Origin of the sequence: Anaerococcus ihuae, from assembly GCF_928368155.1 — a bacterium.
GTDB classification, from domain to species: Bacteria; Bacillota; Clostridia; order Tissierellales; family Peptoniphilaceae; genus Anaerococcus; species Anaerococcus ihuae.
Genome location: NZ_CAKMRU010000001.1, coordinates 746,497 through 772,819, shown reverse-complemented (window position 1 = coordinate 772,819; position 26,323 = coordinate 746,497). Strand labels below are relative to the sequence as shown.

The following is a 26,323-nucleotide window of genomic DNA, read 5'->3' as shown; positions in this document are numbered from 1 at the left end:
CTTCTTAAAAGAGTATAATAAAAAAGAATTCATAGCAAAAAACTAAGAATTAAATATAGGAGGAATAATGAAAGATAGTAAAATAATTTTAGTAGGTGATGGAGCTGTAGGAAGTTCTTTTGCTTATGCCTCTACAATTCTCGGTGTAGGAAGAGAATTGGGAATAATTGATATAAATGAGAAAAAGGCTGAGGGAGATGCAATGGATCTTTCCGATGTGCTTTCTTTTACAAATCCAAAACATATTTATAAAGCAGATTACAGTGATTGTAAAGATGCAGAAGTTGTTGTAATCACAGCTGGAATTCCACAAAAATCTGGGGAATCAAGGCTTGATTTAATAGAAAAAAATCTCAAAATTTTTAAAGATATGATTGGGAAAATTGTTGCAAGTGGTTTTGATGGAATATTTTTGGTAGCATCAAATCCTGTTGATATTTTAACCTATGCAACTTGGAAATATTCAAAATTTCCAGCAAACAAGGTTATAGGAACCGGGACAACTCTTGATTCATCAAGATTTAAAAAAGAAATTGCAAATTTAATAGGAATTGACCCAAGAAGTGTTGAAGCTTTTATTATGGGTGAGCATGGAGATAGCGAATTTGCAGTTTGGTCACACACAAATGTTGGTGGAATGCCTTTGTACGAATGGGTAAAAACTCACAGTGATACTGATGAAAAAGAATTATTGGATACTTTTGATAAGGTGAAAAATGCAGCTTATGAAATAATTGACAAAAAAGGTGCAACATTTTATGGAATTGGAATGGCTCTTACAAGGATAGTTGAAGCCATAATAAATGATCAAAATTCTGTATTTTCAACTTCATCATACCTTGATGGGGAATATGGTTTAAAAGGTATTTATATTGGAGTTCCTTCAGTTATTGGAAAAGATGGAGTGAAATGGGTTTTGGAAGTTCCACTTACAGATACTGAAGATGAAAGAATGAAAGAAAGTGCTAAAACTTTAAAGGAAATAATTAAAAAATCCAACATATAAAATAATTTAAAATCTAAAAAATGGGTAGATATTTTAGGTGAAAATATCTAATAAAGGATGGAAAAAATGACAGATATTAAAAAAATCAAAGAAATGGAAGAAATTTTAAACAAAAATTCCAAAGCTGTAGAAGAATTTAGACAAGCTCTTGAAAAATTTAAGGAAAGTCAAAAAGATTACAAGAAACTTTCTGATTATTATTCTTCAAAAGAGTATATGGATGATCTTGAGAAATCAAACCAAGGAGAAATTGATCCTGAAATAAGTCAAGGAATATTTTCAGAAGATTTGGTTTATGATCTTCTTGGTGACAATTACTATTTGGCAGTAGATATGCTTGAACTTGCAACAGATATAATTAAGAATAATTAACTTTTAAATTTAAAATCCCTCAGCAAATTTTTTTGCTGAGGGATATTTTTTATTTTCTTCTTGCAGATACAGCTTTTACTATAGCAGAAACCAAAACTATTGACATGATTGCTTCTGGGAGTCCGTTCGTTATAATTGCTCCAAAAATTGTACTTCTTGCAGCTTCAACAGAAATTCCCAAGGCTGTTACATATTTTTCTGCATAAAATAAATAAATAAAGCCCATTACAAAAAGTGTATTAGTCATAGTTCCAACAAAAGATGCTATAGCAACTGAAAGATTTGAATTCTTATTTTTAAAAGTCAAATAAAGCATACAAATTGCAATAATTGTAATAAGTATTGAAATAACTATTTGATAAATTTTTGCTTGGTGGCTTAAATTATAAAAAACCAAATATAGCAAAAATCCTGTTAAAATGGTCCACAAAATTAAGGAAACTTTCCTTATTTTTTCATTATTTTTATCTTTTAATGCCAAAAATGTTAGTCCTGCAAAAATTCCTATTAAAATTCTTGGTAAAACTGAAATTATTGGATTATAAAATACAAATGAAATTGGACCAGGTCTAAGCATTGCATTTGCTATTGAAGATAGACCAAAAATAAATCCTACAAGACCTCCAACAATTGGTCCTTCCAAAATTGCTGCAATAATTACTGGAATGTGCATAGTTGTTATACTTATTAGGCCTAGGGGAATATATCCCATTGGAGTCAATCCTAAAACTATAGTGATTGCACCGAGCATAGCCACAGTTACCATCTTACGTGTTTTTTCTTTATTATTCATATTACCTCCTGATACGATTCATGTAGATATCGTTCATTACCTTTAATATTATATAGGAAAAAAATGAAAATGTCTAAAAATTAACTAAGAAATTATAAATTCTAAAATTGTAAATAAAAAAAAACCTCCCCAAATGATTAAACCATTTTGGGGAGACTTTAAAATTGGTGCGCCATCAGGGATTCGAACCCTGGGCACCCTGATTAAGAGTCAGGTGCTCTACCAACTGAGCTAATGGCACTAACTTGCTGACTTATTAATAATACCATTTTAAAAATGTTTTGTCAACAAGATTAAAAATTATTTATACATTAACCAAAGTTTTACAAATTGATCTTGTATATCTTTATATGGCCATTCGATTTTTGAATTTTTTATAGAATTTGGATCATTAATTAATAATTTATCATCTTTCATAGAATCAATTACCATAATATGACCACCAGTCGTAAAATATCCCTGTTTTACAGAAACAACTATTGGACCCTTTTTTAAAGCATTTTTTAAATCTTTTTCAGTATTGTCAATATCTTCAATTTTGACTTTATATTTCTTAGCTTCAAATTCAAAAAAAGACCAATATACACCATCTTCAGTCATATGATTTTTTGCATCTTGGGCTATTAATTTTGGATTTATTTTTTCATCATCAAAAAGTCTAGATAAAACCATAGCCATTGAAGTAGGACCACAACCTGCAATTCCTATATTATCGTCACCTATTAAATTATCATAAGCCCACCTATTATCCCACTGGAGATAGTAGGGGGTTTTTCTATGTAGATTAAGACTTTGCCCATCAAAAAAATTAAAATCTTTTTTATTATTGTGACAATTATAAACATAATCACAAGCATCATCGTCATTTCCAACTAAAACTTTTTCTCCATAATTTAATTTATCAAAATTATCATAAATCCATTTTAATTTTTTGTTGCCAGAAGATTTTTCTTTTATATATGACTTTAATTCTTTTTCCTTGTTAGTTTTTATCCTTGCTTGGAAATATTCATCATTATCTATAATAGAAAGCATATTTGCCTTGGCATCTTTATCATAATTAACATATTTTTTTGTAATGTATTCAACATCTCTTAATGTATTTGAAAAATTTTCATTTTTTATTCCACTGTTTTCTTTTTTTGAGCAAGATGTTAGTGGAAAAATTATTAATAAGATTAGTATAATTTTTTTCATATTTTCACCTTTTCTTATCAATAATTATATCAGAAAATAATAAAAAATTATAAGTATTTAGAATATTGAAACTTTATTTTTTAAAAAATTTTGTTATAATGATTAAAGGATGTTTACTTGGGACCCATCCAAAAAAATATCAAGGAGGTATATATGTCTAATCAAAGATATAATTTTAAGGATACAAATTTTTTAGTTAAGTCAGCTGCAATCGCAGCCCTTTATGCTGTAATTACTTTAATGTTCCCATCACTAGCATACGGGCCAATTCAATTGAGGTTTAGTGAAATATTAGTTTTATTGGTATTTTATAACAGAAGATTTATACCAGGACTTTTGTTGGGATGTTTTTTGGCTAATTTTGCTTCAGATATAGCAGTATTTGATGTGATTTTTGGAACTTTTGCTTCATTTTTGGCATTTTCTCTAATTATTAGACAAAAAAATTTATTTATAGCATCATTATTTCCAGTTTTATTTATGTTTATACCAGCTATAGGAACTTATTTTTTATTAGATTCATCAACTGCATTTATTATAATGCTTTTACAATTTATGATGAGTGAATTTATTGTTGTATCTATAATTGGTGTTTTAATCTTTAAAATTCTAGAAAAAAATACTGGTTTAATGGAAATGATTAAAAATTTCTAAAATAAAAAAGAGTGCGTTTTGCACTCTTTTAAATTTGTTTTTTATTCTTCATCTTTATCTTTATCTTTTGAATTTTTTTCTTCAAATTCTTCTTTTGTTAAAACATCAACTATTTCAGCTTTAACAGCTTGTACGTTTATACCTGTAAGTGTATAAACTTCTTTTTTGATATTTCTATCTAATGAAGCAAATACTTCTTGAGCTTTTTTACCATATTCAAGAATAATTTTTGTATTTACTACTGCATTTTTAGCGTCATCAACATCAATTGAGATTCCTGAAGTGTTTTCTCCGTCTGTAAAATTATCAGCAATTGATGAAAATACATTTTTCTTTAATTCCAAAACACCATCAGTTTTTACCAAAACTTTTTTTGCAATTTTTGCAATTACATTATCATTAATTGTATATTCACTTACTTCATTAGCATATTCAGCTTGAACATCTTTGTTTTCAATTTTATCCATAATTTTCTCCTTTTAATTTTTAGAATAATCTCTTTCTTCTCTAATATATTACCCAAAAAATCTATAAACTAACATATTATTTAGATAATTTTTTTATGATTTTTTCAATCTCTTCAATTTTTTCAATTCCATCTTCATTTTTTTCATCAAGGGCATGGTAGACACAATGTTCAAGATGGGAGGAGAGGACATCTGAATTTATATTTTTTAAAATTGAAATTGATGCCATAAGTTGATTTGATATATCTATACAATACCTATCATCTTCAACCATTTTAATCAGCCCATCAATTTGTCCTCTGACAGTTTTTAATTTTCTTAAAGTTTTATCTTTATCAGCCTGCATTATTTGTACTCTATACCTACAAATTCATATCCTGCATCATTTATTTTTTCTTTTATTTCTTCTTCATCAACTGATCCAAAAAATTCTACATTAGCAAGTTTTTCATCTAAATTTACTTCTGCATTTTCAATTCCTGCAATATTTTTTAGAACTTCTTCTACGCGATTTTTGCAATGGTTACAACTCATATTATTTACTCTTACTATCATTTTGTTTAGTTCACTCATTTTTTTCTCCTTATTATTTTTATTTTTTTCTTCTTCTAAAATTTCTTTTATTTTTTCTTCATTTTCAAAATCAGCCTTAAATCCTCTAAGTCTTAAAGAATTCAAACAAACAAATACTGATGATAAACTCATGGCAAAGGCACCAAACATTGGTGAAAGTTTCAATCCAAAAGTTGGATACAATAAACCAGCAGCAAGGGGAATTCCAATAACATTATAGAAAAAGGCCCAAAATAGATTTTCTTTTATTGTTTTTATGGTTGCTTTTGAAAGTTTTATGGCTGAAACAATATCCAGGATATTATTTTTTATTAAAATCACATCAGCTGATTCAATTGCAACATCAGTTCCATTTCCAATCGCCATGGAAACATCACTTCTTGCAAGAGCTGGCGCATCATTAATTCCATCTCCAACCATCAATACTTTTTTACCCTGATCTTGAAGTTTTTTAACTTCTTTTTCCTTATCTTGAGGCAAAACTTCTGCATATTTTTCATCAATATTTAATGATTTTCTTATAGCTTCAGCGGTTTTTTCATTATCTCCTGTTATCATCCTAACTTCATAGCCCATTTTTTTCATCTCATCTATTGCAATTTTTGATAAAGTTTTTGGTCTATCTTGGACAGCTACAATTCCTATTACATTTTTTTCGTCAGAAAAATACATGGAAGTTTTTCCCTCATTTGAAAATTTATCAGCAATTTTTTCATAAGAATTTAAATTAATATTTTTATCTTTCATTAAAGAAATATTTCCACCAAAATAAATTTTATTTTTATATTTTGCTTTAATTCCCTTGCCGGAAATTGATTCAAATTCTTCAATTTTTTCTGCCCCTATATTTTTTTCTTTAGCAAATTCATTTATTGCATTTGATAGGGGATGTTCGCTATTATTTTCAATTGAGCTTATTATTTTTATAAATTCATTTTCATCTATTTCAGTTTTAATATCTGTAACTTGAGGTTTTCCTTCTGTAATAGTTCCAGTTTTATCAAGTAAAATTGTATCAACCTTATGAAGATTTTCTAGGCTTTCAGCGTTTTTAAATAAAAGTCCAAATTGAGCACTTTTTCCAGTTGAAACCATAATTGCCATTGGAGTTGCAAGGCCCAAAGCACAAGGACAAGAAATTACTAAAACTGAAATTGCAAGATTTAAAGAAAATTCAAATCCATATCCCAAAAACATCCAAGTTATAAATGTTAGTATTGAAATTATTATTACAGCTGGAACGAAAACTGCAGAAATTTTATCAGCAAGTTTTGCTATTGGGGCCTTTGTTTCGTTGGCATCATTTACAAGCTCAATTATTTTAGAAAGAGTTGTATCTTCTCCAACTTTTGTAGCTTCAAAAACAAATGATCCTTGTTTGTTTATAGTAGCTGAAATTACTTCATCTCCAACATTTTTATTTACTGGCATTGATTCGCCTGTTATTGCAGCTTCGTCTACAAGGGATGATCCTTCTTTTATAATCCCATCAACTGCTATTGATTCACCAGGACGAACTAAAATCAAATCTCCTTTTTTTAAATCTTCTACCAAAACTTCAACTTCTTGATTATTTTTCAAAACTCTTGCTTTTTTTGGAGCAAGATCCATCAAAGATTCCAAAGATTTTTTTGTTTGACCTTTAGATCTTTTTTCAAAATATTTTCCAAGAGTAATCAAAGTCAAAATCATAGCTGCAGATTCAAAATATAAGTTATGCCTATAATTTTCAACAATTTCAAGATCTCCAAAACCAAGACCATAGGCCATTCTCATTATGGCAAAAATCCCATAAACAAGACCTGCAAAAGAACCAAGTCCAACCAAAGTATCCATGTTGGGAGCCTTATTAATTAATCCTTTGAAACCAGAAATATAAAAAATCCTATTTACAAAAATAATAGGTAGGGCCAATAAAAATTGAACAAAGGCGAAATTCACACTACCTTCAATTCCCATCAAAAATTTTGGAAGAGGAAGAGAAACCATGTGGCCCATAGAAACATACATCAAAGGAATCATAAATAAAAAAGAAATAACTAATCTGTTTTTAACTTCAATTTCTTCATTAAAATTATTTTTTTCTTTTAAATTTTTTTCCTTTTTTTTATTTTTTGGGCTAGCTCCATAGCCAATTTTTTCTACAGCTTTAATAATATCGTCTTCAGAAATTTTGTCCTTGTCATAGGAAACATTCATAGATTCTGAAACTAGATTTACATTTACATCATCTACACCTAATTTTCTTACTGCTTTTTCTACGTTTGCTTGGCAAGATGCACAAGTCATTCCAGTAACATCAAAGCGTTCTTTCATTTTACCTCCTTACTAACACCCTGTGGGGGTATCTATTTTTATTATATTGCTTAATTAATTTTTGTAAAGGATAAAAATTATTTATGGGTAGAAAATAATCAAGGAGAAAAAAATGAAAAGATATAATATGATTTTTAAAGGAAGAGTTCAAGGGGTAGGTTTTAGGTATAAATCTTACATGATTGCAAACGAACTTGGACTTACAGGAGATGTTTATAATTTATATGATGGAGATGTTGAAGTAAATGTTCAAGGAAATCAAGAAAAAATAGATATTTTTTTGGATAGGTTGGCTCACGATAGGTTTATTAGAATTGATGATATAAAAATAAAAGAAAAAGAAATAGAAAAAGACGAAGAAGAATTTAAGTTATCATAAAAAATGGACTTATGCAAAATTATTACTTGAAAAATTAAAAGCTCCCCATAAATATAAATAGAGAGCTTGAAAAAAATTTAAAGTAATAAAATTTTGCAAAAGTCCATTATTTTTTATCAAAAAAGTTGCTAATTGCTGGATTTATTATTGCAAGAATTATTGATGCAAATAAAGCAGTCCAAAATGAATTGATACTTGCTCCACTTGTAAGATTAAATGCAATCTCTAATACTATTGCATTCACAATAAAAGAAAATAAACCCAGAGTAATGATTGTCAATGGAAGAGATAATAATTTTAAAATTGGCTTAATTATTGCATTTACAAAAACCAATAATAAGGCAGTAATCAATAGAGCTTTTGTTTCAGTAAAAGAAATTCCTGAAAATAAAAAATCAATTACATACAAACTAATAGCATTTACTATCCATTCAACTAAAATTGCCATTTAATCACCTCCTTTTGTTTGTATAAATTTTACATTAATTAGTCGAATTTTCAAGATATTTAAAACAAATAAATTTAAAATGATATAATAATGATATATATTGGAGGAGATATGATTTATACAATTACTTTAAATCCATCAATTGATTATATATTGGAAATTGATGAGTTTTTGGATGGGGAAACTAACAGAAGCAAAAGTGAAGAAAAAATTCCTGGTGGAAAGGGAATTATGGTTTCAATAGTTTTGAAAAATTTAGGAGTTGAGTCTATAAATCTTGGTTTTTTGGGTGGATTTACTGGAGAATTTATAAAAGATAAATTAGATGAACTTGAAATTGAAAATGATTTTACAAAGATTGAAGATGATTCTAGAATAAATATAAAGTTGAAAAATGATAAGGAAAGTGAAATAAACGCAATAGGTCCTAATATTAAAGAATCTGAAATAGAAGAGTTTTTAAATTATTTAGATGAATTAGAAGAAGATGATTTTGTAATTATTTCTGGTTCTATACCAAAATCATTGGGAGAAGATTTTTATAGGGTTATTGTAAATTTACTAGAAATGAACAATGTTAGATTTGCTATTGATACTGCTGGAAAGAAATTATACAAATTATCAGCTTATAAACCTTTTTTGATAAAACCAAATAAAAAAGAACTTGAAGAAATTTTTGACTGTAAACTAGAAAATGATGAAAAAATTATAGAATGTGCAGAAAAATTAATTAAGGAAGGGGCTGAAAATATAATCGTATCACTTGGTGAAGAAGGATCTATTTTTATAGATGAAAATAATATTTATAAATCAAAAGCTATTTCTGGAAAAGTAGTGAGCACTATTGGATGCGGAGATAGCATGGTGGGCGGATATATCTACGGATATATGGAAGGTTTTTCAAAACTTGACTCATTTAAATTTGCTGTTGCTGCTGCGAGTGCTACAGCTTTTAGCAAAGACGTTGGGTCAAAGGAATATATTTTAAAATTATTAAACGAAGTAGAAATTGAAATTTTAAAATAAGCTATAAACACTAGATTTTAAATTTATGAATCTGTGTTTTTTATTTGGCAAAAATTGGGTATATGATAAAAAAGAGAGGTAAATATGAAAACATTAGAAAAAGTTATTGAAGAGCAAAAAATATTTTTTAATACGGGCTTAACTAATACTGAAGATTTTAGAAAACAAGCCTTAAAAAAACTAAAAACTTCTATAAATAAAAATAAGAATGAAATTTTACATGCCTTAAAAATGGATTTAAATAAATCTGAAACTGAAGCTTATTTTTCTGAAATTGCAAGTGCTCATTCAGAAATAGATTTTGCTTTAAAAAATTTATCTGATTGGATGAAAGATAAAAGAGAGATTACAAATATTGAGGCTATGCCTGGGAAATCTTTTACAAGATATGAACCACTTGGTGTAACTCTAGTTATTTCTCCTTGGAATTATCCGTTTTTACTTGCAATTAATCCAATAATTAATGCAATAGCAAGTGGAAATACAGTAATTTTAAAAACTTCAAGAAAGGCAGTCTACACATCAAAAATTATAAAAAAAATTTTGGATAAAGATTTTGATAGGTCCTTTATCTACTGCGTTGACAATGAGAAAATAAGCCATGACGAGCTTTTATCTTACAAGTATGACCATATATTTTTCACGGGTTCTTCAAAAGTTGGAAGAACTATAATGAAAAAAGCAAGTGAAAATTTAACGAAAGTAACACTTGAGCTAGGTGGAAAATCTCCTTGTATAGTTGATGAAAGTGCAAATTTGAAATTTGCTGCAAAAAGAATTATTTGGGGAAAACTTTTAAATAGCGGACAAACTTGTGTTGCTCCAGATTATTTATTGGTTCACAAGGATGTGAAAAATGAGCTTTTAAGACTTATGAAACAAGCTATATTTGAATTTTTTGGAGATAGGGCTTTGGAAAATCCTGATTATCCAAGAATAATTGATGAAAAAGCTTTGGATAGGCTTGTTTATTTGATGGAAGGACAAGATATTTATACGGGAGGACTTTACAATTCTAAAACTTTAAAAATCGAACCAACCATAATTAATAATGTAGATTTTTCAAATAAAATTATGGAGGAAGAAATTTTTGGACCAATTCTTCCAGTTATTGAGTACGAAGATATTTTTGAAATAATTAATAAATTAAAAAATATGGATAAACCACTTTCTATGTATATTTTTAGTGAAGATCAGGACCATATTGATAGACTTACTTATGATTTATCTTCAGGTGGAGTTTGTATTAATGATACAGTTATGCATTTATCAAATCCTAATTTAGAATTTGGTGGAGTCGGAGAAAGTGGAATGGGAGGATATCACGGTAAATTTGGTTTTATGAATTTTTCAAACAGAAAATCTATAATGATAAGATCAAACAATATTGATATCAAATTAAAATATCCTCCATATTCAAGGGGACAAGAAAAAATAATAAAAAAAATTTTTAAGTAAGAATCCTAATTTTTTAGGATTTTTATTTTTTTGCTTTTTATTTTAATTTATTGAAGAAAAAAATTACAAAAGTATAATAGGGTTTATATCAAGAGGTGGTTTAATGGTGTTTATATCTGATGAGAAAAAAAATCAAATTATAGAAAATTCAGATATTGTGGCAATTATTGGAGATTATGTAGATTTAAAAAAATCTGGTAATTCCTACAAGGGTTTGTGTCCTTTTCACAATGAAAAGACTCCTTCCTTTACTGTTGATGATAAGAAACAATTATTTCATTGCTTCGGTTGTGGCGAAGGCGGTGATGTTGTTTCTTTTATTATGCACAAAGAAGGGCTTTCTTATATTGATTCTATGAAATTTTTAGCCAGTAAGGCTGGTATAAAACTTGATGACTCAAAATCTTCAAAGGAAAATAAAATTTTAAATAGATTTTATGATATTAATAAAGATATAATGATGTATTTTTATAAAAATTTGTTAACTGATAAGGCCGGACAAATTTATTTGAAAAACAGAGGGTTTAGGTCAAATATTGTAAATACCTTTATGCTAGGTTTTGCCAAAAATTCTTGGGATGATTTACTAAATTATGTAAAAAAGAAAGACTATTTACTAGATGATATTGAAAGTTTGGGTTTAATAAAAAAATCTCAAAATGGTAAATATTATGACAAGTACAGAAATAGGTTGATTTTTCCAATTATAAATCACTATGGAAAAGTAATTGGATTTGGTGGAAGAAGTATTGATTCCACCATGCCTAAATATTTAAATTCACCTGAGAGTCAGGTTTTTAAAAAAAGATATAATCTTTACGGATTAAATATTTTTAAAAAACAGTCAAGTAAGGACATTATTTTGGTTGAAGGTTATATGGATGTAATTGGTTTAAATAATCAAGGAATTGATCAGGCCGTTGCAAGTCTTGGAACAAGTCTTACAAATGATCAGGCAAAACTTTTGAAAAGATATGCCAAAAATGTTTATATTTGCTATGACGAGGATAATGCAGGAATAAAAGCTACAGATAGGGCTATTGAAATTCTTTTAGATGAAGGCATAAAACCAAATATAATTTCCCTTGAAAAAGGCCTTGATCCTGATGATTTTGTAAAAAAATATGGCAGAGATGCCTTTATTAAAAAGATGGATGAGGCTAGTGATGTTTATAATTACAAGTATAATAAAATTCTTGACTTGTATGCAAAAAGCAAGGATAATGAAAAATTTGAAAAATTAAATTTATTTATCGAATTTTTAGCATCTATTAAGTCAGATCTTACTAGAGAAATTTTTATAAATAATGTTAGCAAACTCTTTAATATAGATAAGGCTACTTTAAAAGAATCTGTCTTAAAGTATAATGATAACTACAAAAAGACTTATATAAATAATAAAGAGAATTTTTCAAATGATAATAATTTCAAAAATTTCCACCAAAAACAAAAAATAATTGTTGAAAGAAAAATTATGAAATTCCAATTAATGAGCTTGAAACTCTAAGATTATATCTTAATCAAAAAGATGATTATAAGGAATTTGAAGATTTTTTCGATCAAGTATTGGTTGATGATAGATTAAAAAAAGTAAAAGCATATATTGATAAAAATGGTTTTGATAGAATTAGTGAAAATTTTTCAAATGATTATCAATTTATAATAGATTATATTAAAAACAAGTCGAATAAAATATTAGCTTATGAATTGAAAGAAAAAATTAATTTAGAAAATAGAAGAAAACTTTTAGAAAAGTTGAAAAATAGAGACTAATCACTTCAAAGCTGGAGGGGAGACTTATGACAAGTGATAACGAGAAAATGCTAGAGGATGATCTTCTACGAGAAATTATAGATGAATTTAAGTCTATAAGTGAATCTCAAGAAGGTGTTGTAACATACAAACAAGTTTACACCTTTGAGAGTTTTAAAGAAATGGAAGATGAAAGCAAAAAATATGTTATAGGCCAAATTATATCCAATGGAATAGAGATTGTTGAAGAGCAAAGAACTGTCTTGGACGAAGACGAAGAAATTGAAGAAGATGAAGAAATAATAGATGATTTAGAAGATGAGGACGAAGATTTTTCTGACGAAAAACTTGAAGATCACATGAAAAAAGTGACTAACAAGCAAAGGTTAGAAAAAAAACTTATCCAAGACGATACCATTACAGGTCTTAAATTGGATGACCCAGTAAAAATGTATTTGAAAGAGATTGGTAAGGTAAAGCTTTTGGATGCTCATGAAGAAATATTTTTGGCTAAAAAAATGGAGCTTGGAGATATAGCTTTTAGGAGTAAAAACGGAAAAAAACTTACCAAACAAAATAAAATAAAATTGGCTTTGGATATTTTTTATGGCGATGTTTCCCTAACCATACTTGGAGCAAATCAATTGATTTTGGAAAATAAAGAATTTGATGAGGAAACAAAGACAAATCTTCTTTCTTTAATAGAAATTGGTCATCAATTTGAAAATATGTTAAACCAAGAGTTGACAGAAGACCAATTGGAAGCTATAAGGTCCAAAATTTTAATTTGTGATATAGCCCAAAAATCTATAGCAGACAAAGAATTAAGTGAAAAAGAAGCAAATATTTTGTGCGATTTGTTTGATAATTTTGGAAATCTGGTTGCAACTAAGGAATCCGATGATATTGTTTCATTAATTTATTTGGCTTTTTCAGACCTTTACAAAAAGGGTGCAGAAAATGAAATTCTAAAGACTAATGACAAATTATTAATTAATGATTTAATTAATTTTTCAAACAAAGCAAAACAAGTTTATGAGTATAAACCTTTATCAGAATCTAGTGTAAGGGATTTGGAAAGATTTGCTAAAACCAAAAATTTATGTAATAAAATTTTTGAAGACCATGGTTTTGATGCAGAGGATATAAAAAGATTAAATAGGGCGATTTTTGATGCAAACAGGGCAAAACAAAAATTGGCTGAAACAAACTTAAGACTTGTTGTATCAATTGCAAAAAAATATGTGGGTCGTGGAATGAGCTTTTTGGATTTAATTCAAGAAGGAAACATGGGTCTAATGAAGGCTGTCGATAAATACGACTACAACAGAGGATTTAAATTTTCAACCTATGCAACTTGGTGGATAAGACAGGCTATTACAAGGGCAATTGCTGATCAAGCAAGAACAATAAGAATTCCTGTTCATATGGTTGAAACCATAAATAAATTAGTGAGAATTCAAAGACAATTAGTTCAAGATTTGGGACGTGATCCTTCAAATGAAGAAATAGCTGAGCAAATGGGAATTGAAGTAGAAAAGGTTCAAGAAATTAGAAAAATTGCCCAAGAACCTGTAAGCTTGGAAACACCAATTGGTGAAGAAGAAGATAGCCACTTGGGAGATTTTATAGAAGATGATACAGCTATAAATCCAGATGATGCAGCAAATTATTCAATGTTAAGAGACCAATTAAATGATGTTTTATCATGTCTTGGTGCAAGAGAGAAAAGAGTTTTACAATTAAGATTTGGACTAATTGATGGAACTCCTAGAACTCTTGAAGAAGTTGGCAAAGAATTTGATGTAACACGTGAAAGAATTAGACAAATAGAAGCAAAGGCGTTAAGAAAATTAAAATCGCCTAATAAGAGTGAATTATTGAAAGACTTTTTATAAAATGAAAATTACTAAAAGATTAGAATATATTGCAAATCTAGTCGATGAAGGTAAAAGCGTAATTGATATAGGGACTGATCATGGATTAGTCCCTTTATATTTAGCAAAAAATGAAATTTCTAAAGATATACTTGCAACAGATATTTCAAAAAAAAGCCTTCAAAAACTAGAAGATAAATTAGATGAAAATTTAAAAAAAATAATTAAAACCCAAGTTTGTGATGGACTGGATAAGGTAGAAGTAAAAGAAAATCAAGTTGCAATCATTGCAGGTATGGGTGCTGTCAGTATAATTGAAATTTTAAATAAAAATATTGAAAAAGTAAGAAGACTTGACTATGTAATTTGTGAAGGAAACATTGGAAATGAAAAATTAAGAAAATTTTTAAATGAAAATAACTTTTATATTGATAAAGATTTTCTTATTAAAGATGGTAGGAAACACTACGATATAATTAGATTTAAAAATGGTAAAGATAGGAAATTATCCTTGGGTGAAATTTATTTTGGAAAATTTATATATCAGGATTTCAATCCATTATTAATGAAAAGAATTGATCAAATTTATAAGAAAAATTTAAAATTTAAAGAAAATATAGAGAAATTTTCAGAAAATAAAGAAGGTTTAGACTTGATTGAAGAAAGACTAAAAGCAATAGAAGAGGTGAAAAATTATGAAGATAAAAGATATAGTTAATTTTATGGAAGAAAAGTTTCCTTTAAAATTACAAGAAGATTGGGATAATACAGGTATTCAAATTGGAAATGTAGAAAATGAATTAACAAATATAATGATTTCTCTAGATCTTGATTATCAAACAATTGAAAAAGCTAAGGAAAAATCTTGTAATTTAATAATAAATCATCATCCTTTTATTTTTTCACCAATAAAATCCCTTGATTTTACAAAAGATTACAATAAAAAAATAGAAAAATTAATTAAAAATGATATAAGTGTATATGCTATGCACACAAATTTGGACAAGGGGCAAGGCGGGGTTAATGATAATCTAGCTAAAATATTAGAGCTTGAAAAAATTTCAAATCTCGATACAGAAAATGAAATTCCAATGGCAAGATTTGGATTTGTTGATGAAATATCTTCAGCTGATTTTGCAGAATTTGTAAAAGAAAAATTAAATTGTAAGGGTTTAATACTTTATGGAGATAAGAAAAAGAAAATAAAAAAAGTTGCACTTTGTGGAGGAGCTGGAAGTGAATTTATTAAAGATGCAATTGATAAAAATTGTGATCTAATTCTCACAAGCGATATAAAATATCACGAAGCATTAGATAATTGTAAAGATATAAACATCATAGATCCAGGACATTTTGCTAGCGAAAATCATGTTATTTACATGCTTAAAGATTTATTAGAAAATCATTTTGCTACTGGAATTTATACATATTCTCAAGAAGATTCTTTTAGAGAATTTTTCTAAATCTTTACAAAATAAAAAAAAGTGATAAAATATCTAAAGGAGTAAATTGAATAATCGCGTCAAGTACGAGGAAAGTCCGTGCACCACAGAGTAAGGATGCTAGATAACGTCTAGTAAGGGTGACCTTCAGGCAAGTGCAAAAGAAAGTATACCGCCAAAATTTTTGGTAAGGGTGGAATGGTGAGGTAAGAGCTCACCAGGTAATTAGTGATAATTATGCTGTGTAAACCCCATCCGGTGCAAGAACAAAAGGGACATTAGGATTTCTACTCGAAACGGTCCAGTATGGTAGTTCGCTTGAGCTAATTGGTGACAATTAGCCTAGATAGATGATTATTTTTAACAGAACACGGCTTACAGATTTACTCTTAATTTTTAATTTGACTATCCATTTTTATATGGGTAGTTTTTTTATTGTTACAATTCATAAAAATAATTAAAATAAGTTACGAAAATAAATCTATTTTTAAAAATATTTATATAAATTGGGTTTATACAAGTGTTTTCACAAATTAACATAAAAAATATAGGGAAAAGTGTAATTTTTTTGTAACTTATTATTGACTATTTTGTCAAAAAGATATATCATTAGTTTAGATTTCATAACAGAGTAAAAAATTATATTTTGACGGAGGAAACAAATGAGTAAAAAAAATATTGGATCGACTATAGGAGTGTTAGCTGCAGTAACAATTGGCGCAACAGCTTACGCTTCAACGATTAACAATTTAGATAAAGAAGATCAATCAAAGAAAGTTTTAGATAATAATGTATCTTTCATTGAAAAAGAATATGCGTCCAAAGTTAAATCTGTAAAAAAAGATTATTCTAATGAAGTTAAAAATACAAAATTTGCAGAAAAAAATGAAAATAAAAATGAAAATAATAAAGATGCTAAATTATCAAAAGTTAGAAATTTAACAGATTCTTCTATTTTTGAATCATCTAGTGAGGATGCTATTGTTGAAGCTGTAGATAAGAAAATAGAAGAAAACAAAGTTGAAGATAATAAAGAAGAAAATACAGTTAGTCAAGTTTTAGAAGAAAGCCCAATAATCGAAAAATTTGTAGCTGTAGATTCATTAAATCTTAGATCATCAAAATCAGATCAAGAAAATAATGTAATAGATGTATTAAGTAAAAATACTAAAGTCGTTGGTAGAGTTGAAGATGGTTGGTTAAAAACTGATAATGGATACATAAAATTAGATTTTTTATCTGATCAAGCTGTAGAAAATATCGAAGTAGAACAAGCTAGCACTGAAGACGTTCTTGCTCAAGAAGAGGCAAGAAAAGCTGAAGAAGCAAAAGCTCAAGAAGAGGCAAGAAAAGCCGAAGAAGCAAAAGCTCAAGAAGAAGCTAAAAAACAAGAAAACCAAGTAGCTCAACCAATTGCATTTACTGGATGGGTAAATACTTATGCTCTTAATTTAAGAAGCAATGCAAATACAAATTCTAATATAATAGGATCTGTTACAAAGGGAGATAAGGTATCAGGAACACTTGAAAATGGTTGGTTAAAAATTAATCATAATGGACAAGTAGCTTACCTTTCTGCTGATTACCTTTCAAACACAGAAGTTAAAAAACCTGTAGTTGAAAATAAACAAGAAACAAAATCACAAAATAATCAACAAACTCCAGCACCTGCAAAACAAGAAAATAAAGTTCAATCTCAAGCTTATACTGGTTGGGTTAACACAGCTGCATTAAACGTAAGAGCAGGAGCATCAACTTCAAATAATATAATTGGAAATTATACTATGGGAGATAAAGTTAGTGGACAATTAGCTAACGGTTGGTTAAAAGTTAATTACAATGGACAAACAGGATATATAAGTGCAAACTTATTATCAAATACAGAAGTATCAAAACCACAACAAGTTGTTCAAAATAATAAACAAAATAATAATGCTATCGCTCAACAAACAACTGCTCAACAAAGACCACAAGTATCAGCAAGTGGACAAGCTGCTGCAAATATCGCAGCATCAATGATAGGAAATCCATATGTTTGGGGAGGAACAGCTCCTGGTGGATTTGACTGTTCAGGATTAGTACAATATGCTTATAGACAAGTTGGAGTTAATATAGCTAGAACAACTTCTGGTCAAGCTGGAAATGGATATTCAGTAGGACTAGGAAGTCTACAAGCTGGAGATATTCTATTATTTTCATACAATGGTGGAGTAGACCACGTTGGTATAGTTACAGATTCAAGTGGTAATTTTGTTCACGCATCAACACCAAGTACAGGAGTATGTACAGGTAATGTGTATGATCCATGGTACAAGGCTGTATGCGTAGGAGCAAGAAGAATATTTTAATTAAAATGTAAAAAACACCCCGATGGGGTGCTTTTTTTTAGGTGAAATTATGAAAATTATAAATTCAAAATCATTAAAAGATGAATTAATAAAAAAAATAAGATCGAATAAAAAAAATAAAACTTTACTAATAATATCTCAGGGAAATAATAATGGTGTAGACCAATATAAAAAGTCAATAATAAAAAGATGTGATGAATTTAATATTAGATATTTAGATAAGAAATTCTTATCTAATGAAAATCATATTGATATTCTAAACTACTGTAATAAATTAGATGATATTGATGGTTTTATAATTCTTCAACCCCTATCAAGTGATACTAAGTTAGATTATTTAAGAGAGAATATGCCTTTTAATGATTTAGATGGTTTTAGGTATGATTCTTTGGGCAAAATTATGGATAAAAATTTCGAAAATTTGCCACAAACTGTAAGATCTATTATTAAATTCATAGATTATATGAATATAAGTTTAGAAGGTAAGAATATTGTAATTGCAAATTCAACAAATGTAATAGGTAAGCCTTTAGCTATGTATTTGAATTATAAAAAATCCACTGTCACTTTATTTAATTCTAAAACTATAAAACAAAAAGAAAAAATCAAAAATGCAGATATATTTATTTCGGCAATTGGAAAAGCTAATTTTTATAATTCAGATTATTTTAGAGATGGTCAAACTATTATAGATGTTGGTACAAGTTTTATTGATGGTAAAATGTATGGTGATATAGATTATAAAAGTATTGAAAACTTGGATGTTAAAGTTGTAACCTGTAGGAATGGAATAGGGTCTATTACAACTTTATCTTTAATTGAAAAATTAGTTATGGATTAAAGTTTTAAATAAAATTTAAAATAGTATAATAGTACATATTAATACTATTAATATTATTATGAATTTAAGGAGAAAAAATGCCGATAGTAAACACGAAAGAAGATTTAAAAAGATATGAGGAATTTGTAAGAAATTCACCATATGGAACTTTTTATCAAGATCCATTATGGTCAAATGTAAAAAATAATTGGACTCATGATTTTGTATATATAGAAGAAAATAAGAAAATAATTGCTGGACTTTCAGTGCTTGGGATAAAAAATAAAAATGGAAAACACTTTTTGTATGCTCCAAGAGGTCCTGTTTGCGATTTTACAGATTATGATTTGGTTGATAGACTAATAAAAGAGGCTGAGTGTTTAAAAGAAAAATATGATGCTTTTCTTTTACGAATTGATCCTCAATTTGAATTTGAAGAAAGACCAATTCATGAATATAGAAAAATGGGTTATAATTTTAGGTCTGTTTGTGAACCTATACATAGTTTTACCCAGCCAAGATATAATATGGTAATAGATTTATCTCTTGGTGATGAAGAAAAAATATTTGAAAATTTTTCAAGTAAGGGAAGATATAACATAAGAAAATCTATAAGAGCTGGTATTGAAACAAAAATTGAAACTAACGAAAAAACTTTGGATGAGTTTTATGAACTTACAGAAATAATGGCTAAAAGACAAGGAATTACATATCGACCTAAAGAATATCATAAAAGGTTAGTTGAAAATTTTGGATGTAAAATATTCTCTTCATATTATGAGGGAGAAGTATTGTGCTCATCAATTGTAGTCCCTTATAAGAATAGCTTAACTTATCTATATGCTGCAAGCTCTAATGAAAAGAGAAATAAAATGCCAAATTATAATATGCTTTGGGAAGAAGTAAAATATGGTGTGAAAAATGGATATAAATCTTTAGATCTTGGTGGAGTATTTTCTTTAGATAAGAAGGATGGTCTATATAGATATAAGGAACATTTCTGTCATCCAAATAAATACACAGCCTACATCGGTGAGCTTGATGTTGTATATGATAGAGATGCTTACAATGAATTTTTGATTACTAAATAATTTACCTAAGTTTATATTAAATTTTATATAAAAATTAAGAGCAGACTCAATTGAGTTTGCTTTTTTTATTCAAAAAAATAGCTAGAAAACTCTAGCTATTTTTGTGGATTTTTGTGATTTTAAAGATTTATTTTTTTATACTAATTTCTTTGCAGCTTCTATTGCAGCTTTGTAGTCTGGTAGTTCTGTGTTTTGTTCTAGATATTCTACGTGAACTAATTTGTTATCTTTGTCTACAACGAATACTGCTCTATTTTGCAATTTTAATTCTTTGATTAAGGTTGCATATTTTTCAGCAAAATCTAGGTAATTATAGTCTGATACTGTTTTTACTTGATCTATTCCTTTTGCTGAGCAAAATCTTGATTGTGCAAATGGTAGGTCGTTTGATATTGTTACAATTGAAACGTCAGGACTAATTTCTGCAGCAGCTTTGTTGAATTTTGTTGTTTGAATTTCGCAAACTGATGTATCAAGTGATGGTACTACTGAAATTATTTTTATTTTTCCTTCTTCTTCTTTGTAAAAATTGTATTCTGATAAGTCGTTATTTATTGCTTTAAAATCAGGTGCAATATCTCCAACCTTTAATTCTTCTCCGATTACTGTGATTTCTTCTTCACCGAATTTTTTCTTTCTTTCTGTCATTTATACCTCCTAAATGTATAATTGTTTCTATATTTATATACCCAATTTTTTGATTTTTTTAAAAAAATTTAAATAATAATATTATTATTGTCAAATCCTTTTAAATAAGGTATAATTAATCAGTATGAAAGTTAGATAAAATAAGGAGGAAACAATGGCAGATATAGTTTTAAAAGCAGAAAATAGAGAAGCTGTCGGAAAAAATAAAGTTAATAAACTTAGACAACAAGCTATTGTACCAGGTGTTGTATATGGTAAAGATAAAGAAAATATAAATGTACAATTTACTTCAAGAGATTTTGAAAAAGTATTATCTCAAGCAGGTACATCTACAATTATTGACTTAGATCTTGATGGAGAGAAAGTACCAGTACTTATTAAAGATTATCAAATGCACCCATTTAAATCTCAATTTTTCCATGTAGATTTCCAAGCAATCAACGCAAAAGAAGAAATCAGAGTTACAGTTCCAGTTTATTTAAGCGGTAGAGATGATATTAGGGTTGAACCTTCAGTTCTAGTTCAAAATATTGATACTGTTGAAGTTGAATGTTTACCAATGTATATTCCACAATATGCTGAAGTTGTTGTAACTGAAATGCAAATTGGTGATGCTTTCACAGTTGCTGATCTTGATATTGCTAAAGATGAAAACATCAATATTTTACTTGAAGACGATGAAGTTGTTTGTTCACTTCAAGAACCTCAAGAAGAAATTATTGTTGATGAAGAAGAAGATAATGAATCTGCAGCTGACGTACCAACTGTTGATGAAACTGAAGAAAAAGAAGACGAAGAATAAGTCTAAGAAACAAAGGCCTTTATGGTCTTTTTTTTTGCAAAAATTTATTTTATTTTTCAAATTTTAATCTTTTTTCAATTTATTGTATAATAAATATATGAAAGGTTTATTAATTGTATTTGAAGGTCCGGATGGTTCTGGTAAAACTACTGTTTTGGAGAAAGTTTATAAGAAACTAATGCAAGATGGGTATGATATATATAAGTTTAGGGAACCTGGCGGAACGGAAATTTCAGAAAAAATTAGAGAAATTATTTTAGATAATGACAATATAAAAATGTCAGCAAGGTGTGAGGCTTTATTGTATGCTGCAAGTAGAGCTCAACTAGTAGAAGAAAAATTAAGACCTTTGTTAGAAAAGGAATCAATTATTCTTTGTGATAGGTTTGTAATGAGTTCTATCTTATACCAAGGAATTGGAAGAGGTCTTGGTGTTGATGAGGTTAAAAATATAAATGACTTTGCCATTGGAGAAATAAAGGCTGATTTAACTTTGTTTTTAAATATAGACTATAAAACTGCAATTGATAGGAAAAGGAGGAATTTTGTTTCTGATCGATTGGAAAATGAAGATGATTCTTTTCACAAAAAAACTTATGATGGCTATATAGATTTATCTAAAAAATTTAAGGATGAAATTATCCAAATAGATGCTAGTAAAGATGTAGAAACAGTTGTTAATAATTGTTTAGGTGTAATTAAGACTTATTTAAAGGAGAAAAAATGAAACTTTTAATAGCTATAGTTCAAGATGCAGATGCAAACTTTTTGATGGATTCTTTGACGGAAAAAAGATATAGGGTTACAAAACTTGCAACAACAGGTGGATTTTTAAGAGAAGGAAATACTACTCTTCTTATTGGTATTGAAGAAGAAAATCTTGATGAGGTAAAAAAAATCATTGAAGATAATTGTAAAAAAAGAACAACCCAATCATCAGTTATAAATCCAACAGCAGATTCTCCACTTTTGGCAACAAGTGCGCCAGTGGATGTCAATGTAGGAGGAGCTACGTTATTTATTTTAGATGTCGACCAATATATAAGAATCTAATATGACAGAGATTTTAAAAAATCAAATAAAAAATGACAAACTTTCCAATGCCTATATTTTTGAATCTAGAAATTCTTCTTATAATCTAGAAAAGGCATTGGAATTTTCTACGAGTGTCTTTAAAAAATATGGTATTGATACAAAACTTGAAGAAAATCCTGATTTTGAAATAATTGAAAAAGATGAAAAAGAAAAAAATATAAGCATAAAGACCATAAGGTTTTTAATTAAAGATATGTATCTAAGGCCTACAAATGGGAAAATTAAAATTTATGTAATCAAGGATAGCGAAAATTTGAGTATAGAAAGCTCAAATGCTCTTTTAAAAAGTATTGAAGAGGCAAAATCCTATGTTATTCTTATTTTTACAACAAATAATGCTCACAGTCTTTTAAAAACTATAAGGTCAAGATGTCAAATAATTAATTTTAAAAGTCAGGTTGAAAATGAATATGTAGATAGAGAAAAACTATCATATATATTGAGTGAAATAATTTCTGGAAATTTTTCTTTTTATTATAAAAATAAGGATTTTTTTGCCAAGGCAAAAGACTATAAAGAGGAATTATTTGGTGAAATTTTAAATTTTTTTAATAATTTGATAAAATTAAAATACTATACAGATAATTTAAAAGAAAATCAGAAAATATTGTTTTACCTTAGGAAAATAGAAAAATTACCTTTTGATTCTATTGATAGGATAATAAAAAAAATTGAGCAAATAACAAAAGGATTTAAAAATAATGCAAATTTTGACATGTCAGTTGAAAATTTCCTTATTTTTATTTATAGAGAGGGGAAAAGTATTGAAGGTAGTAGGGATAAGCTTTAAAAAAACTGGAAAAATATATTATTACAATCCTTTGGATTTTGATTTGGAAATTGGGGATAGGGTTATAGTAAACTCTAATTCTTGTGTAGAAATGGGAATGGTAAAAACTTCAATAAAAGAAATCAAAGAAGATGAGTTTGACCATGATTTAAATGAAATAATAAGAAAAGCTAATAAAGATGACCTTTTAACTTACGAAAGAAACAAGAAAGACGCCAAAGAGGCTGTAGAGATATGCCAAAATAAGGCGGACAAACTCGGTTTAAACCTTCATGCTATTGAAGCTGAATTTACTTTAGATAGAAAAAAATTGCTAATATATTTTTCATCAAATAATAGGGTAGATTTTAGGAGATTAGTAAAAGAACTTGCATCTATTTATAGAAATAGGATTGAACTTAGACAAATTGGAGTAAGAGATCATGCAAAATTGGTTTCAAGTGTTGGAATTTGTGGACAAAAATGTTGCTGTGCAAGATTTTTAAGTGATTTTCAACCTCTATCAATAAAAATGGCGAAAGAACAAGATATAACTCTAGATCCAAATAAAATTTCAGGACTTTGTGGAAGATTAATGTGTTGTTTATCCTACGAAAATGAAAATTACAAAATAGCAAAAAAAGCTATGCCAAAAGTTGGTGAAAAAATACAAACAGAAGATGGAGTAGGGGTAGTTGTTGAAAATAATTATGTCAAAGAAAAATGTAAGGTGAGGGTTAGAATCGAAGAAGATGATACAGAAATCGAAAAATCTTACTGTCCAAAAGATATAAGGAGAGTAATGGATAAATAGAAATAAAAATTGAGATTTACTATCATTTGACATTAATAAGATTAGCTACTATAATAATGATATAACAAATTAGGAGGTAATATTATGGCTTATAGAATAGATGAAAATACATGTATATCATGTGGATCATGCGAAGGTGAATGCCCAGTTCAAGCAATTGAACAAGGAGATGCAGCTTACGTTATAGACGAAGATGCTTGTATCGACTGTGGAGCATGTTCAGCAGTTTGCCCAGTAGAAGCAATCTCACCAGCAGAATAAGATATATACATAAAAAAATGGACTCAGCTTTGGCTGGGTCTTTTATTTTTATAAAATTTAAAATTTGAATAGGTAAAATAAATGAATGTTTTTTAAATTAATAATTACAAAAAATATTGACATTTAATACAATTTTTGCTAACATATCTTTTGATATATACAAGGAGGTATTATGAAAAATTCTAAAAAAATTTACCATGTAGAAGATAAGTTGCCATTTAAATTGTTATTGCCACTTTCAATCCAACATACATTCGCAATGTTTGGAGCAAGTGTTCTAGTTCCTATTTTATTTAAAATAAATCCCGGAATTGTACTTTTTATGAATGGTATAGGAACATTATTATTTATATTATTTACCAAAAAGAAAGCACCAGCTTATTTGGGATCATCATTTGCATTTTTAGCACCAGGAACAGCTATTATTGCAAGTCAAGGATTTCAATATGCTCAAGGTGCTTTTATTGTGGTCGGAATTCTAGGATGTTTTTTGGCATATATAATTTATAAATTTGGGATAGGATGGATAGACGTAGTATTGCCACCAGCTGCTATGGGATCTGTTGTTGCCCTAATAGGATTTGAACTTGCAGGAAATACAGTAACAGGCGGTTCAATCGGAGCAAATTTAATGACAGATACTGCAAATTATAAAGATTTTATAATATTTGGAATTACACTTTTTACAGCAATAATTGGATCAGTTTCCTTTAAAGGATTTTTTTCAACTATTCCAATCTTAATAGCAATAGTTGTGGGATATATTTGTTCAGTATTTTTTGGAATGGTTGATTTTACACCAGTATTAGAAGCAAAACTATTTACCCTACCAAACTTTTCAGCACCAAAATTTTCAATAGAAGCAATTTTATCAATGCTACCAGTAATACTAGTCATAACAAGCGAACACATTTCACACCAAGTTGTAACAAGCAATATTATCGGAAGAAATTTATTAGAAGATCCAGGTCTTCATAGGTCAATATTTGCAGATAACTTCTCATCAGCTCTATCAGGATTAGTCGGGGGAGTTCCAACAACAACCTATGGAGAAAATATAGGAGTTATGGCAATAACTGGAGTATATTCAGTTCAAGTTATAGGAGCTGCAGCAGTTATATCAATATTAATGGCCTTTGTAGGACCACTTGCAGCCTTAATTCAAACAATACCAGGAGATGTAATAGGAGGAGTAACCTTCTTGTTATATGGAATGATAGGAACAAGCGGTATAAGATTATTAGTAGATCAAAAAGTAGACTATTCAAAATCAATAAATTTAATCCTAACATCAACAATATTTATAGCAGGATTATCAGGCCTATCAATAAAATTTGGTTCAATCCAATTACAAGGTATGGTACTAGCATCAGTAGTTGCAGTTTTACTATCTGCGTTTTTAACATTGCTAAGAAAATTAAATTTGATAAATCAATAAAAAATAAAAATCAAGCTTTCATAAGGCTTGATTTTTTATATATTTAGATTTAAATAATTTATAAAATAAACTAAGAAGAAAAAAATAATAAATTGAGTTTATTTATAAATAAAACGCTAATATTAATTAAAAACATATTATAAATATATTTTAAGAATTTTAAAACATATTAAGAGGTTCTGAAGGACATTTGGGAGAAAAATTAATAAGAATGTTAATGTTAAAAAATATTAAAAAAATAAATAATTGGATATGTGCTGATTATTATCCAGAAGATTGGAATGAGTTTGGTAAGGTATCAGTAAATTGTGCGGATTTAGCTGATTATAAAATAGAATTAAGCCCTACAGATGAGAAAGAATACAGCGGTTATCCATATGCTATTGAAGCTTTAAATGCATTGAGAGATATGGTTGAAGGAAACAAAGAAATTAAAGATTGCAAAATAATGTGGTATTAAAAGTAAACACCTATAAT

At 28.0% G+C, this 26,323-nt stretch carries 27 protein-coding genes, 1 tRNA gene, 1 other RNA gene and 1 pseudogene; 22 read left to right on the top strand and 8 right to left on the bottom strand.

Annotation, left to right across the window (positions count from 1 at the left end; genetic code table 11):
- The first annotated feature begins 67 nt into the window (after nt 1-67).
- Together L6653_RS03735 and L6653_RS03730 are read left to right on the top strand one after the other, a co-directional pair.
- Complete coding sequence (locus L6653_RS03735) at nt 68-1,006, top strand: L-lactate dehydrogenase (protein WP_236785578.1); 939 nt, start codon at nt 68-70, stop codon at nt 1,004-1,006.
- Nucleotides 1,007-1,072: 66 nt separating this feature from the next.
- On the top strand, nt 1,073-1,378 hold the full coding sequence (locus L6653_RS03730; RefSeq protein ID WP_058990249.1) for a DUF4298 domain-containing protein: 306 nt from the start codon (nt 1,073-1,075) through the stop codon (nt 1,376-1,378).
- A 49-nt stretch (nt 1,379-1,427) separates the two neighbouring features.
- Here the strand turns inward: L6653_RS03730 and L6653_RS03725 are convergent, their stop codons facing one another.
- The 3 genes from L6653_RS03725 to L6653_RS03715 form a co-directional block, all read right to left on the bottom strand.
- Nucleotides 1,428-2,171, bottom strand: coding sequence for an ECF transporter S component (locus L6653_RS03725; protein WP_236785577.1), 744 nt, complete (start codon nt 2,169-2,171; stop codon nt 1,428-1,430).
- Between the two features lie 165 nt (nt 2,172-2,336).
- A tRNA-Lys gene (locus L6653_RS03720) sits at nt 2,337-2,412 on the bottom strand.
- Nucleotides 2,413-2,471: 59 nt separating this feature from the next.
- Nucleotides 2,472-3,368, bottom strand: coding sequence for a C39 family peptidase (locus L6653_RS03715; RefSeq protein WP_236785576.1), 897 nt, complete (start codon nt 3,366-3,368; stop codon nt 2,472-2,474).
- Nucleotides 3,369-3,521: 153 nt separating this feature from the next.
- Here L6653_RS03715 and L6653_RS03710 point away from each other — a divergent pair, with 153 nt between their 5' ends.
- Entirely contained in the window at nt 3,522-4,022 is a 501-nt protein-coding gene (locus L6653_RS03710) for a QueT transporter family protein (protein WP_236785575.1), read from the top strand.
- A 41-nt stretch (nt 4,023-4,063) separates the two neighbouring features.
- On the opposite strand, the gene L6653_RS03705 is transcribed toward L6653_RS03710, so the two are convergent.
- From L6653_RS03705 to L6653_RS03695, 3 genes are all read right to left on the bottom strand, one after another.
- Complete coding sequence (locus L6653_RS03705) at nt 4,064-4,489, bottom strand: Asp23/Gls24 family envelope stress response protein (RefSeq protein ID WP_236785574.1); 426 nt, start codon at nt 4,487-4,489, stop codon at nt 4,064-4,066.
- A 76-nt stretch (nt 4,490-4,565) separates the two neighbouring features.
- Entirely contained in the window at nt 4,566-4,835 is a 270-nt protein-coding gene (locus L6653_RS03700; RefSeq protein WP_049690867.1) for a metal-sensing transcriptional repressor, read from the bottom strand.
- A complete protein-coding gene (locus L6653_RS03695) occupies nt 4,835-7,378 on the bottom strand; it encodes a heavy metal translocating P-type ATPase (RefSeq protein ID WP_236785573.1) in 2,544 nt (847 codons plus the stop codon). The genes L6653_RS03700 and L6653_RS03695 overlap by 1 nt, the downstream gene beginning before the upstream one ends.
- Nucleotides 7,379-7,490: 112 nt before the next feature.
- On the opposite strand from L6653_RS03695, the gene L6653_RS03690 reads away from it, so the two are divergent.
- Nucleotides 7,491-7,757: an acylphosphatase gene (locus tag L6653_RS03690; RefSeq protein WP_060802934.1), complete on the top strand. Its 267-nt coding sequence runs from the start codon at nt 7,491-7,493 to the stop codon at nt 7,755-7,757.
- Between the two features lie 106 nt (nt 7,758-7,863).
- Here the strand turns inward: L6653_RS03690 and L6653_RS03685 are convergent, their stop codons facing one another.
- Complete coding sequence (locus tag L6653_RS03685) at nt 7,864-8,205, bottom strand: phage holin family protein (RefSeq protein ID WP_236785572.1); 342 nt, start codon at nt 8,203-8,205, stop codon at nt 7,864-7,866.
- Between the two features lie 111 nt (nt 8,206-8,316).
- Between L6653_RS03685 and pfkB the strand changes: the two genes are divergently transcribed.
- The 10 genes and pseudogenes from pfkB to L6653_RS03635 all read left to right on the top strand — a co-directional run bounded on the left by pfkB (nt 8,317) and on the right by L6653_RS03635 (nt 20,019).
- Nucleotides 8,317-9,231, top strand: coding sequence for a 1-phosphofructokinase (pfkB, locus tag L6653_RS03680; protein ID WP_236785571.1), 915 nt, complete (start codon nt 8,317-8,319; stop codon nt 9,229-9,231).
- Between the two features lie 84 nt (nt 9,232-9,315).
- Nucleotides 9,316-10,689, top strand: coding sequence for an aldehyde dehydrogenase family protein (locus tag L6653_RS03675; protein ID WP_236785570.1), 1,374 nt, complete (start codon nt 9,316-9,318; stop codon nt 10,687-10,689).
- Between the two features lie 103 nt (nt 10,690-10,792).
- A pseudogene (dnaG, locus tag L6653_RS03670) lies at nt 10,793-12,462 on the top strand (DNA primase).
- A 26-nt stretch (nt 12,463-12,488) separates the two neighbouring features.
- The gene (gene rpoD, locus L6653_RS03665; protein WP_236785569.1) at nt 12,489-14,339 is read left to right on the top strand and encodes an RNA polymerase sigma factor RpoD; all 1,851 of its coding nucleotides are present in this window, start codon (nt 12,489-12,491) and stop codon (nt 14,337-14,339) included.
- 1 nt (nt 14,340) lies between these two features.
- Nucleotides 14,341-15,036 (top strand): tRNA (adenine(22)-N(1))-methyltransferase, encoded by a 696-nt coding sequence (locus L6653_RS03660; RefSeq protein ID WP_236785568.1) that lies wholly within the window; start codon nt 14,341-14,343, stop codon nt 15,034-15,036.
- Complete coding sequence (locus L6653_RS03655) at nt 15,014-15,781, top strand: Nif3-like dinuclear metal center hexameric protein (RefSeq protein WP_236785567.1); 768 nt, start codon at nt 15,014-15,016, stop codon at nt 15,779-15,781. Before L6653_RS03660 ends, L6653_RS03655 begins: the two co-directional genes overlap by 23 nt.
- Nucleotides 15,782-15,819: 38 nt before the next feature.
- Nucleotides 15,820-16,154, top strand: an RNA gene (gene rnpB / locus L6653_RS03650) — RNase P RNA component class A.
- 268 nt (nt 16,155-16,422) lie between these two features.
- Complete coding sequence (locus L6653_RS03645; protein ID WP_236785566.1) at nt 16,423-18,108, top strand: C40 family peptidase; 1,686 nt, start codon at nt 16,423-16,425, stop codon at nt 18,106-18,108.
- A gap of 49 nt (nt 18,109-18,157) precedes the next feature.
- Nucleotides 18,158-18,949 (top strand): bifunctional 5,10-methylenetetrahydrofolate dehydrogenase/5,10-methenyltetrahydrofolate cyclohydrolase, encoded by a 792-nt coding sequence (locus L6653_RS03640; protein WP_236785565.1) that lies wholly within the window; start codon nt 18,158-18,160, stop codon nt 18,947-18,949.
- 77 nt (nt 18,950-19,026) lie between these two features.
- On the top strand, nt 19,027-20,019 hold the full coding sequence (locus L6653_RS03635; RefSeq protein WP_236785564.1) for a lipid II:glycine glycyltransferase FemX: 993 nt from the start codon (nt 19,027-19,029) through the stop codon (nt 20,017-20,019).
- A gap of 135 nt (nt 20,020-20,154) precedes the next feature.
- Here the strand turns inward: L6653_RS03635 and tpx are convergent, their stop codons facing one another.
- Nucleotides 20,155-20,667, bottom strand: coding sequence for a thiol peroxidase (tpx, locus tag L6653_RS03630; protein WP_236785563.1), 513 nt, complete (start codon nt 20,665-20,667; stop codon nt 20,155-20,157).
- Between the two features lie 154 nt (nt 20,668-20,821).
- On the opposite strand from tpx, the gene L6653_RS03625 reads away from it, so the two are divergent.
- The 8 genes from L6653_RS03625 to L6653_RS03590 all read left to right on the top strand — a co-directional run bounded on the left by L6653_RS03625 (nt 20,822) and on the right by L6653_RS03590 (nt 26,306).
- Nucleotides 20,822-21,469, top strand: coding sequence for a 50S ribosomal protein L25 (locus L6653_RS03625; RefSeq protein ID WP_236785562.1), 648 nt, complete (start codon nt 20,822-20,824; stop codon nt 21,467-21,469).
- A 97-nt stretch (nt 21,470-21,566) separates the two neighbouring features.
- Entirely contained in the window at nt 21,567-22,196 is a 630-nt protein-coding gene (tmk, locus tag L6653_RS03620) for a dTMP kinase (RefSeq protein WP_236785561.1), read from the top strand.
- Nucleotides 22,193-22,522: a cyclic-di-AMP receptor gene (locus L6653_RS03615; protein WP_236785560.1), complete on the top strand. Its 330-nt coding sequence runs from the start codon at nt 22,193-22,195 to the stop codon at nt 22,520-22,522. Before tmk ends, L6653_RS03615 begins: the two co-directional genes overlap by 4 nt.
- Nucleotide 22,523: 1 nt before the next feature.
- Nucleotides 22,524-23,354, top strand: coding sequence for a DNA polymerase III subunit delta' (locus tag L6653_RS03610; RefSeq protein WP_236785559.1), 831 nt, complete (start codon nt 22,524-22,526; stop codon nt 23,352-23,354).
- Complete coding sequence (locus L6653_RS03605) at nt 23,329-24,147, top strand: PSP1 domain-containing protein (RefSeq protein ID WP_236785558.1); 819 nt, start codon at nt 23,329-23,331, stop codon at nt 24,145-24,147. The genes L6653_RS03610 and L6653_RS03605 overlap by 26 nt, the downstream gene beginning before the upstream one ends.
- Nucleotides 24,148-24,231: 84 nt before the next feature.
- Complete coding sequence (gene fdxA / locus L6653_RS03600) at nt 24,232-24,408, top strand: 4Fe-4S ferredoxin (RefSeq protein WP_236785557.1); 177 nt, start codon at nt 24,232-24,234, stop codon at nt 24,406-24,408.
- Between the two features lie 172 nt (nt 24,409-24,580).
- A complete protein-coding gene (gene uraA / locus L6653_RS03595) occupies nt 24,581-25,846 on the top strand; it encodes a uracil permease (RefSeq protein WP_236785556.1) in 1,266 nt (421 codons plus the stop codon).
- Between the two features lie 190 nt (nt 25,847-26,036).
- A complete protein-coding gene (locus L6653_RS03590; protein ID WP_236785555.1) occupies nt 26,037-26,306 on the top strand; it encodes a hypothetical protein in 270 nt (89 codons plus the stop codon).
- The last annotated feature ends 17 nt before the right edge of the window (nt 26,307-26,323 follow it).

Coding starts and splice junctions, on each gene's coding strand:
- L6653_RS03735 (WP_236785578.1), top strand. CDS start 68: ATGAAAGATAGTAAAATAATTTTAGTAGGTGATGGAGCTGTAGGAAGT.
- L6653_RS03730 (WP_058990249.1), top strand. CDS start 1,073: ATGACAGATATTAAAAAAATCAAAGAAATGGAAGAAATTTTAAACAAA.
- L6653_RS03725 (WP_236785577.1), bottom strand. CDS start 2,171: ATGAATAATAAAGAAAAAACACGTAAGATGGTAACTGTGGCTATGCTC.
- L6653_RS03715 (WP_236785576.1), bottom strand. CDS start 3,368: ATGAAAAAAATTATACTAATCTTATTAATAATTTTTCCACTAACATCT.
- L6653_RS03710 (WP_236785575.1), top strand. CDS start 3,522: ATGTCTAATCAAAGATATAATTTTAAGGATACAAATTTTTTAGTTAAG.
- L6653_RS03705 (WP_236785574.1), bottom strand. CDS start 4,489: ATGGATAAAATTGAAAACAAAGATGTTCAAGCTGAATATGCTAATGAA.
- L6653_RS03700 (WP_049690867.1), bottom strand. CDS start 4,835: ATGCAGGCTGATAAAGATAAAACTTTAAGAAAATTAAAAACTGTCAGA.
- L6653_RS03695 (WP_236785573.1), bottom strand. CDS start 7,378: ATGAAAGAACGCTTTGATGTTACTGGAATGACTTGTGCATCTTGCCAA.
- L6653_RS03690 (WP_060802934.1), top strand. CDS start 7,491: ATGAAAAGATATAATATGATTTTTAAAGGAAGAGTTCAAGGGGTAGGT.
- L6653_RS03685 (WP_236785572.1), bottom strand. CDS start 8,205: ATGGCAATTTTAGTTGAATGGATAGTAAATGCTATTAGTTTGTATGTA.
- pfkB (WP_236785571.1), top strand. CDS start 8,317: ATGATTTATACAATTACTTTAAATCCATCAATTGATTATATATTGGAA.
- L6653_RS03675 (WP_236785570.1), top strand. CDS start 9,316: ATGAAAACATTAGAAAAAGTTATTGAAGAGCAAAAAATATTTTTTAAT.
- rpoD (WP_236785569.1), top strand. CDS start 12,489: ATGACAAGTGATAACGAGAAAATGCTAGAGGATGATCTTCTACGAGAA.
- L6653_RS03660 (WP_236785568.1), top strand. CDS start 14,341: ATGAAAATTACTAAAAGATTAGAATATATTGCAAATCTAGTCGATGAA.
- L6653_RS03655 (WP_236785567.1), top strand. CDS start 15,014: ATGAAGATAAAAGATATAGTTAATTTTATGGAAGAAAAGTTTCCTTTA.
- L6653_RS03645 (WP_236785566.1), top strand. CDS start 16,423: ATGAGTAAAAAAAATATTGGATCGACTATAGGAGTGTTAGCTGCAGTA.
- L6653_RS03640 (WP_236785565.1), top strand. CDS start 18,158: ATGAAAATTATAAATTCAAAATCATTAAAAGATGAATTAATAAAAAAA.
- L6653_RS03635 (WP_236785564.1), top strand. CDS start 19,027: ATGCCGATAGTAAACACGAAAGAAGATTTAAAAAGATATGAGGAATTT.
- tpx (WP_236785563.1), bottom strand. CDS start 20,667: ATGACAGAAAGAAAGAAAAAATTCGGTGAAGAAGAAATCACAGTAATC.
- L6653_RS03625 (WP_236785562.1), top strand. CDS start 20,822: ATGGCAGATATAGTTTTAAAAGCAGAAAATAGAGAAGCTGTCGGAAAA.
- tmk (WP_236785561.1), top strand. CDS start 21,567: ATGAAAGGTTTATTAATTGTATTTGAAGGTCCGGATGGTTCTGGTAAA.
- L6653_RS03615 (WP_236785560.1), top strand. CDS start 22,193: ATGAAACTTTTAATAGCTATAGTTCAAGATGCAGATGCAAACTTTTTG.
- L6653_RS03610 (WP_236785559.1), top strand. CDS start 22,524: ATGACAGAGATTTTAAAAAATCAAATAAAAAATGACAAACTTTCCAAT.
- fdxA (WP_236785557.1), top strand. CDS start 24,232: ATGGCTTATAGAATAGATGAAAATACATGTATATCATGTGGATCATGC.
- uraA (WP_236785556.1), top strand. CDS start 24,581: ATGAAAAATTCTAAAAAAATTTACCATGTAGAAGATAAGTTGCCATTT.